Genomic DNA, 7,863 nt, shown 5'->3' on the forward strand with positions numbered 1-7,863 from the left:
GGGGGCAACCTCAAGCCCCACTGACTAACTTACCCCGCAATGACCTGTCAGTGTCACTTATCCCCCCTTTAGGGGGGACTGACACTGACACTGACACCCAGCAACTTGCACAATGACACTCGGAAACTGACACCTATCAGTTTTAGCAAATTGCACAATGACTGACACGCTGATATCAGTATCAGTTTTCGAGCATAATGACACTGACTGATACCTATCAGTGGTGTAAGTTCATTCGACAACTGACACTGACAGTTATTCTTTCTTTATAACTTCGCCATTTTGAATTTCAAAATTCGGACATTTTTTAATCCTGTTTTTTGCTGCATTTTTTGTCAATGTCCAATACTCTTCAAAATCTGAAACCATAACTTTTCCATTAATCGCCAGCGCATTATAGGCAGTTTCAACCTGTTCTAAATTTTCTTTTTGCCTGTCTGCAGGAGTTTTTTTATTGCCAAAGCTTTTTTTCCAGGCTGGCTTTTCTACATCCGGCTGTATATCCCCCAGAGCGCCTGATGGATCTATATTGTGTACCGGATAATCAAACCATAGATTTACTGGCTGGAACTTCGGAAACTCACGGAGGGTACCTTCAATGCGCCATGCTGTTTTCATTTTAGCTGCCTTTGCAGCCTGCTCCACTCTGAGATTTAACACCTTAAAATCCAACGCATCCAGTTTATCTCTGCAGTAATCCAGCATTACTTTACTGCTACACATATCATCCTGTGATACATCATCTTTCCATTTAAAATGGCTATCCAGATAATTGATACAGGCTTTACACACAGCTTTATTTTCTTCCTGCATTAAAATTTCGTCTGTAAGATCAAGTTCAATAAGATCAAGCAATGCATCTGGATCACGTGCAAATACCCCGGAACCTGATGCACGATCCATGGATCTTTTGCCGCCCTGACTCCCCTTGCTGTGGTGGTGGCAATAAATTACTGCCGTTCCAAGCTCTGTACAAATCTTGTCGAACTGATTACAAAAGTTGGCCATTTGATCAGCGCTATTCTCATCTCCTGTTATTACTTTGTAGATTGGATCAATAATGATGGCTATATAATCCTTTTTCGCTGCTCTGCGTATTAACTTTGGTGCAAGCTTATCCATTGGTACAGACTTCCCCCTAAGGTTCCAGATGTCTATATTTGATAAATGATCAGGCATATATCCAAGTGATGTATACACATCTTTAAATCGGTGCAGACAGCTCGCCCGATCCAGTTCAAGATTTACATACATAATTTTTCCTTGCTGGCATTCCCACCCCATCCATGTTTTACCCTCAGCAATTGCGCAGCACAACTCTATTAGTGCAAAAGACTTACCTGCTTTAGATGGACCTGCGATCAACATCTTATGCCCTTGTCTAAGGATATTTTTAATAAGGGGAGCTGACAGTTCTGGCAAGTCATTCCAAACATTCTCCATGCTCTCCGGATCTGGAAGATCATCATTAACACCTTCGATCCATTCAAACCATTGCTGCCAGTTTTCCTTGCCTATGTTCGTATCTACTAAAAACTGCTTATTTCCATTTCTAAACACTCCGGGCATTCTTGAAAGCCTGGAAGGATTTCTGTTTTGAGTATCAATTTTAATTCCATTCTTCTGGCAGACATTGTATAGGTAATCAACTCTTTTTCGGTATTCGTTGTAGTCAGGGGCATCTACCCGCACAATTGCATGCAGGCTTTTACCTCCACTGTGTACAAGGCAAGCCACCGGAAGTTCCAGTTCCCGTATAATTGCATTCTGTTTATCGATATCCATGGTATCTGATTCCACTAAGGCATATCGGTAATCTGTCACATTTTCATTTTTAACCCCAATCCCATCAAGCGGATTAAACCGTATCCATGCCCCCGCTTCCGGTTTACAGTCCCCCAGCACAGAACCTATATCGCCATTGCATTTAGAAAGCAGTTCAATTAACTGTCCTGCTGTACGGTCACAACTCCCCTTGGTTGGCAAATATTTTCCTTCTTTTTCCCAGCTCTCAGTCACATACCCTACATTTTCAGAGGCTTCAAAAAGAATTTCCAGATATTTTATGATCTGCCCTGCTGGATCCCATACATCTGGGATCTTTACTTCTTTGGCTTCAATCCAGTTTTTATCAACAATAACCAGATCATCCTTATCTGTAGATATCACATCATCCCAGTCCAGTGCATGACCTGTATTCCGTTCCGGTACCCATCCTTGATCCTTTGCCATCTGTACCATGGTCCCGCCTGTAACCACGGTACCGGATCCGCCACTAAAACTATTCCATTTTCGTTGACATTCACCGGAATGATAACGACCTGGATCTCTTTTACTCCAATCATCCCACACATATGCACCATATCCCTCATGCTGCAACGCCATGCCTACATTAACCCAATCCTGATAGTCTAGTTCTGATGGTTCTATATGTTCAAGAACCTCTAAAAGGTCATACTGGTTATTGTCCATGATCATTCCTCCTATCCTTTATATTCCTGCGTATTAATATCTCTTGGGATTTTCCACCCATTTGCTGCTATTCGGTCAATAAGATTTTTTGCATTTTCAAACTGCCAGGTACCTACGTGCTGGAATCCGCGCCCCTCCAGAAAACGTATTTGTTTCGGAGTGGTTAGTCCATCCATCCTACGTTTTTCCAGTCTGTCAAGAATTTTTGCTGCTTTACCTGCATTATCAATTTCATCTGGCATAATTCCTAATTTTTCAAGCGACATTACCTGTTTATTAGAAGGTGGGGACATTTCCCAACCAAACGCCGGAACATATCCAGATAAATCTTCTGCCTGGATGCTCATTTCGAACTGTAATGGATCCACCAGTTTCTTTTTTCGGCGTTTCATTTCAGCAAGCTGTTTTGCAAGAGCTTCTTCTCTTTGGGCTACAACATCTTCCGCAGCCGTTTTTTCAGCTTCTTCAATATCTATTGGACAGCCGGCAGCCTCTATGTTTTCAGTCATCTTCCGGGCTACTTCTTCGTCCTGGCATATAAGGCTTGCCGGATGACAAAGTTCGTGCCGTTCTGTATGCCATAAGAAATCCAGTAATAATAATTCTGTTTTTCCAGGATGCAACCGGGTACCGCGTCCGACCATCTGGCTGTATAAGCTGCGTACTTTTGTAGGACGTAATACTACGATACAATCTACACTTGGACAATCCCAACCTTCTGTAAGTAACATTGAGTTACAAAGCACGTTGTATTTACCGCTATCAAAATCAGATAACACCTGTGCACGGTCACTGCTTTCTCCGTTTACCTCTGTAGCTTTAAAACCTTTCTCACATAAAATATCCCGAAACTTCTGTGAAGTCTTTACCAATGGAAGAAATACAACAGTTTTACGGTCCTTACAATATTTCTCCATTTCATCTGCAATACTGTACAGGTATGGATCCAGTGCTGTTCCCAGATCACTTACTTTAAAATCACCTGCCTGTACAGATACACCTGATAAGTCTACTTTTAATGGTAATGTAAAAGCTTTAATGGGGCTTAGGTAACCAGATTTTATAGCTTTCGGCAAAGTATATTCAAACGCCAGGCTTTCAAAATATGAACCAAGGTTTTTCATATCACCCCTGTCAGGTGTTGCAGTTACACCAAGTACCTTTGCACTAATAAAATGACCTAACACTCTTTGGTAGCTATCAGATATGCAGTGATGAGCCTCGTCAATAATAATGGTGTCAAAATAATCTGTTGTAAACTGTTTCAGTCTTTTCTCTCTCATTAGTGTTTGTACGGAACCTACTGTAATTCTGAACCAGCTTCCCTGGCAACTTTCATCTGCTTTTTCCGTTGCACACTGCAAACCAGTTGATTTTGCTATTTTGTCCGCTGCCTGTTCCAGTAATTCTCCACGATGCGCCAGTATTAATACACGGTCACCATTTTTCACGCATTCCTCTGTTACTTTTGCAAATACAATTGTTTTCCCACACCCGGTTGGAAGAACCAAGAGCGTTTTTTTAACGCCCTTGTTCCATTCCTCAAAGATAGAGTCTTTTGCCTCCTTTTGATATGGTCTAAGTTCCATTAGAACTCACCTGCCTTATAAGTCTTTTCTTCTTTCGGGTAAAATTTCTTAATTTCATTGGATTGACGATCTTCACCGTCTTTATTCTTATAGGAATGTATACCAATTTTGGCCTTTCCTGTAGCTCCGGGAACTGCAGACCAGTTCATTTTTACTTTTTCACCTTTCTTTTTTTCACCTATACAAGTGAAAAACGAAGATATCATGCCTTCGGTAATCGTGTGTAAAAACAGATTATGTGTTATAAAAGCAGTCCCCTGATCAGAATCAATTTTTAATTTAATCACAGCTTTATTACAAGGTGGAAGTTTTTCACTCCCCGCATGTCTGCCACGCTCAAAACTTTCCACTTTAAATTCATAATCTCCCTCTGGAAGAAGGACAAAATCACTGCCCTCTTTCTCAATTTCATCATCCCATCCTAATTCTCTTCCTAATTCTTCACTCATATTTTCAATTCCTCCATTTTATTAATTGAACGGGATCTCATATTTATCCCGCATTTCTTTGATCATATTAAACACCTGCGGCCATGCTCCAACCAAAACACCTGATATAAAATCAGGTTCATAATTTGTAATTGGCGTGGCTGCAGGATAATAACCTCGTGCCGCAACTACTTCCTGAATTTCTTCTTCCGTTACAAGATCTTTTTCCATAAGATCACGTAATGCTTTTGGAATAGCTGGATCCAGATCAAATGCTCCCTTAAATCCTTTATCTTTTGTTTCATTCGTAATATTATTATCTGATGAAGCTGTCTTCTCAGGTTCGGCTTGATTAACAGGTTCCGGATTCTTGACAGGCTCCTGGCATTGAGATTTTATTCCTGTTTCAATTTGTTTTTTCTCTGTAGATTTGTTATTTGCTTCTCTAAAAATATGTGCAATCTCAGCATAGTCAAACGGAATTTCTTCCGGTAATCCATATCTGTTTTTTGCATCCCAGCAAGGATGATGCGTGGTATGCATAATTCTTTTACCACCCTGCGCCTTATGTTTTTTCCCTTTATCATCTACTGCAATTGAAAACGTTTTATAATTTGCAAATAGGACCATATCTGCCCATTCTTTTACAAGAGGGGCTGTCTGTGAAGTGGTTTTTTTACCAAGTTTTAACTCCCACCGGTCATATGCCCCCATTTCGTCTGGCTGTTCAAATTTCCGCATTTGTGCGTGAGCTGTTAATACAACGTTAATTCCAACATCAATTACGTCCTTTAAATGATTCAGGAAACGACCAAATTCTTCTTTGACATATGTGTAACCATTTCCATACCCAAAATCTTCAATTCCTGATTTTCCATGTTTTGCACATACATGTTCTACACACATCTGTTCCGCCCAGTCTATTGTGTCAATTACAAGGGTTTTACAGATATCCGGATTATTTTTCACATAATCTATCTGTTCGGATAACATAGTCCATGAAGACGGTTCTTCCATACGGGCCACATCCATATCCCTTGTACTTCCTTCTGTATCAATGAATAATGGTTCTGGAAATTTACTTGCAAATGTTGATTTTCCAATCCCCTCCGGACCATATATAACTGTCTTTTTTGCTCCCGGTATCTTCCCTTTAATTATTTTCATTAAAATTCACCTGCTTTCCATTCTGATTTTTTATCTGGTTCTAATGAATTTAGGTTCTGTCCAGTGACGTATCCATCTTCTATTAAAATGCTGCACTCATCGCCTGTGCTTACCCTGGTTGCTATTGCCTGCAGACCTTCACTTTCCAACCACTTCCCAAATTCATTCAATGTATCGATATCCATCTGTTCCAGTTTATCAAGAAGAACAAAACCGCATTTTGGATTTAATTTGCGAACAATTGCCGTAGCAACTTTTAAGTGGTCAGATCCAGACATATTATCCCATTTCTGTCCTCTGTATAGTAATTCACCATCCTGAACTGTAAGATTTGGCAATGGTAATTCAGTATTTTGAAGTAAATCCAGTTTAGACTGTCTGATATTATTAATATCTTCTGTAAGCGTGTCGTATTGATTTTTATAAATCAAAGCGTCTTCATCTGCCTTATCCTTATCCAGATTCGCCCTGACTTTTCTGTTTATTTCTTCAACATTGGAAATGTTCTGTTCTAATTCTACCGTTGATTCATCCTGAAGATTTTCAGCGGATTTCATGGCTATCACCTGTTCTGTCAATGCTCTCTCTAACTGCACCTGAAGCTCTGCAATCTGTGCTGTTAATCGCTCTACTGTTTGATTAATTTGGCCTAAATTATCACGCTTTCTCTGGTTTTCTCCATTCCTGGTTAAAATTGCCTGTTGCTGCCTGATTAATTCAGACGCTGACACCAGCTCTTTTGGTGCATCCGGATAATATGGCTGTTCTTTTGCATATTTTCTTTTTTGATCTGCAATTTGCCCAATCGTTAACCGCTTGTTATATAACTCTTTTTCCTGCTTTTCCAATTCCGCTAATTTATCACCAACTCCAATAATACTTAAGAGTATTTGTGCTTTTTCTTTATTACTGGATTCCATAAACTTAGGAAGATCAAGTGCAAGCTGCTCCACAAACTCATTTAAAAGCTGTTGCCCGCCTTTTTTACCGTTCGGATCTGTAACCTTTAAATCACTGTTTTTTCCTTTACGGTCCACAATAAGTCCATTACTCATTACAATATGAAGATTTGGAGGAATAAGAGATTCCCGCCTTTTTGCATCCGATGGTTTATACCGGTCACCACCTAATGCCCATGTAATTGCATCCAGTACTGAAGTTTTTCCTTGATTATTCCGCCCGCCTATCACGGTTAATCCATTGGCTGTAGGTTCTATTTTAACAGCCTTAATCCGCTTAACATTTTCTATTTCTAATTTATTGATCTTGATATTTTCCATTGACACAATCTCCTATAAATTTGCTTTTAAGAACTGCAGTTCTTCTTCGGTTAATGTGGCTCCCTTGGTCATCTTGGTATGATCTGCATTCCAGCCTCTTAAATCATATTTAGCTTCACGTCCATTCCATTTAATTAGATTTAATTCTTTGTGCCATTCCCCATCTGCCGGGAAAATTATTAATGTCTTTACAATTTGGAAATCTATTTTACTCATGCCTTCCCTCCATTCTTAACAACATAAAGCTTATTTTCCGACCGGAACACATCATACATATTCTGGTGTCCCATCTTCTTCCTGTAACCCTGAACGTTTGGTGCTTTTTTCTTTGCTTCTTCTATCGTGTCGTATTCAAAACACATATTTTTGGACTTTGTAATCAAGAATGATTCTAAGGCAATTATTTCATCACTTTTGGCTCCGATCCGCCTCTTTTCCGGAAGCTCTACATTATAATTAATTTTCATTTGGTTCTCCCTTTCCACATAAATGTAATTTAAATTGTCAATAGTCACAGTATCAATTAAACTGGATCCATCTGAATCCGGTAATTCCGCGTCCAGGCTGATCGGCTGTATTCTATTGTTGCGTTTTTTAAGTTCATTGCCGATTGCGGACCACATTGCCCGATATGCAATTGTACTAAAGCTTAAACGGCGCAGTTCCGGTCTGTTGAACCAGTTCTTTACGGAAAGCAAATATCGAAATACTACAACGTCATACCAATCATCAACCGGATAGCCTTTTTTGCGCAGAAAATCTTCAATCATATGGCAATGATCTGCAGCAAACTCCTGCTCTTGCTCTGTAAGGGGTGTGTACTGTGTTCTTGCATTCATAATACCCTCCTACTATTAGAATTCTGGTCTTGGCTGTCTGCTTCGGCGTGGTCTCGGCTCTTGCTCTACATCCTCTACATCAAGTAAC

Annotated in this window: 7 protein-coding genes; all 7 read right to left on the bottom strand. The window is 39.9% G+C overall.

Annotated elements, in window-relative coordinates; all coding sequences use genetic code 11:
• Positions 1-255 precede the first annotated feature (255 nt).
• From RHS_RS29555 to RHS_RS32415, 7 genes are read right to left on the bottom strand one after another with little or no spacing between them, the layout of a single operon-like run.
• A complete protein-coding gene (locus RHS_RS29555) occupies positions 256-2,472 on the bottom strand; it encodes an AAA family ATPase (protein ID WP_047835254.1) in 2,217 nt (738 codons plus the stop codon).
• Between the two features lie 11 nt (positions 2,473-2,483).
• Positions 2,484-4,061, bottom strand: coding sequence for a DEAD/DEAH box helicase (locus tag RHS_RS29560; protein WP_047835255.1), 1,578 nt, complete (start codon positions 4,059-4,061; stop codon positions 2,484-2,486).
• Positions 4,061-4,510, bottom strand: a complete 450-nt coding sequence (locus RHS_RS29565) for a hypothetical protein (RefSeq protein WP_047835256.1) — start codon at positions 4,508-4,510, stop codon at positions 4,061-4,063. Before RHS_RS29565 ends, RHS_RS29560 begins: the two co-directional genes overlap by 1 nt.
• A gap of 21 nt (positions 4,511-4,531) precedes the next feature.
• Entirely contained in the window at positions 4,532-5,656 is a 1,125-nt protein-coding gene (locus RHS_RS29570) for an ATP-binding protein (RefSeq protein WP_047835257.1), read from the bottom strand.
• The gene (locus RHS_RS29575) at positions 5,656-6,936 is read right to left on the bottom strand and encodes an AAA family ATPase (RefSeq protein WP_047835258.1); all 1,281 of its coding nucleotides are present in this window, start codon (positions 6,934-6,936) and stop codon (positions 5,656-5,658) included. The genes RHS_RS29570 and RHS_RS29575 overlap by 1 nt, the downstream gene beginning before the upstream one ends.
• Positions 6,937-6,948: 12 nt before the next feature.
• Positions 6,949-7,152: a YdbC family protein gene (locus RHS_RS29580; protein WP_047835259.1), complete on the bottom strand. Its 204-nt coding sequence runs from the start codon at positions 7,150-7,152 to the stop codon at positions 6,949-6,951.
• On the bottom strand, positions 7,149-7,775 hold the full coding sequence (locus tag RHS_RS32415) for a hypothetical protein (RefSeq protein ID WP_395023678.1): 627 nt from the start codon (positions 7,773-7,775) through the stop codon (positions 7,149-7,151). The genes RHS_RS29580 and RHS_RS32415 overlap by 4 nt, the downstream gene beginning before the upstream one ends.
• Positions 7,776-7,863 lie beyond the last annotated feature (88 nt).

Origin of the sequence: Robinsoniella sp. RHS, from assembly GCF_001029355.1 — a bacterium.
Taxonomy (GTDB): Bacteria; Bacillota; Clostridia; order Lachnospirales; family Lachnospiraceae; genus Robinsoniella; species Robinsoniella peoriensis.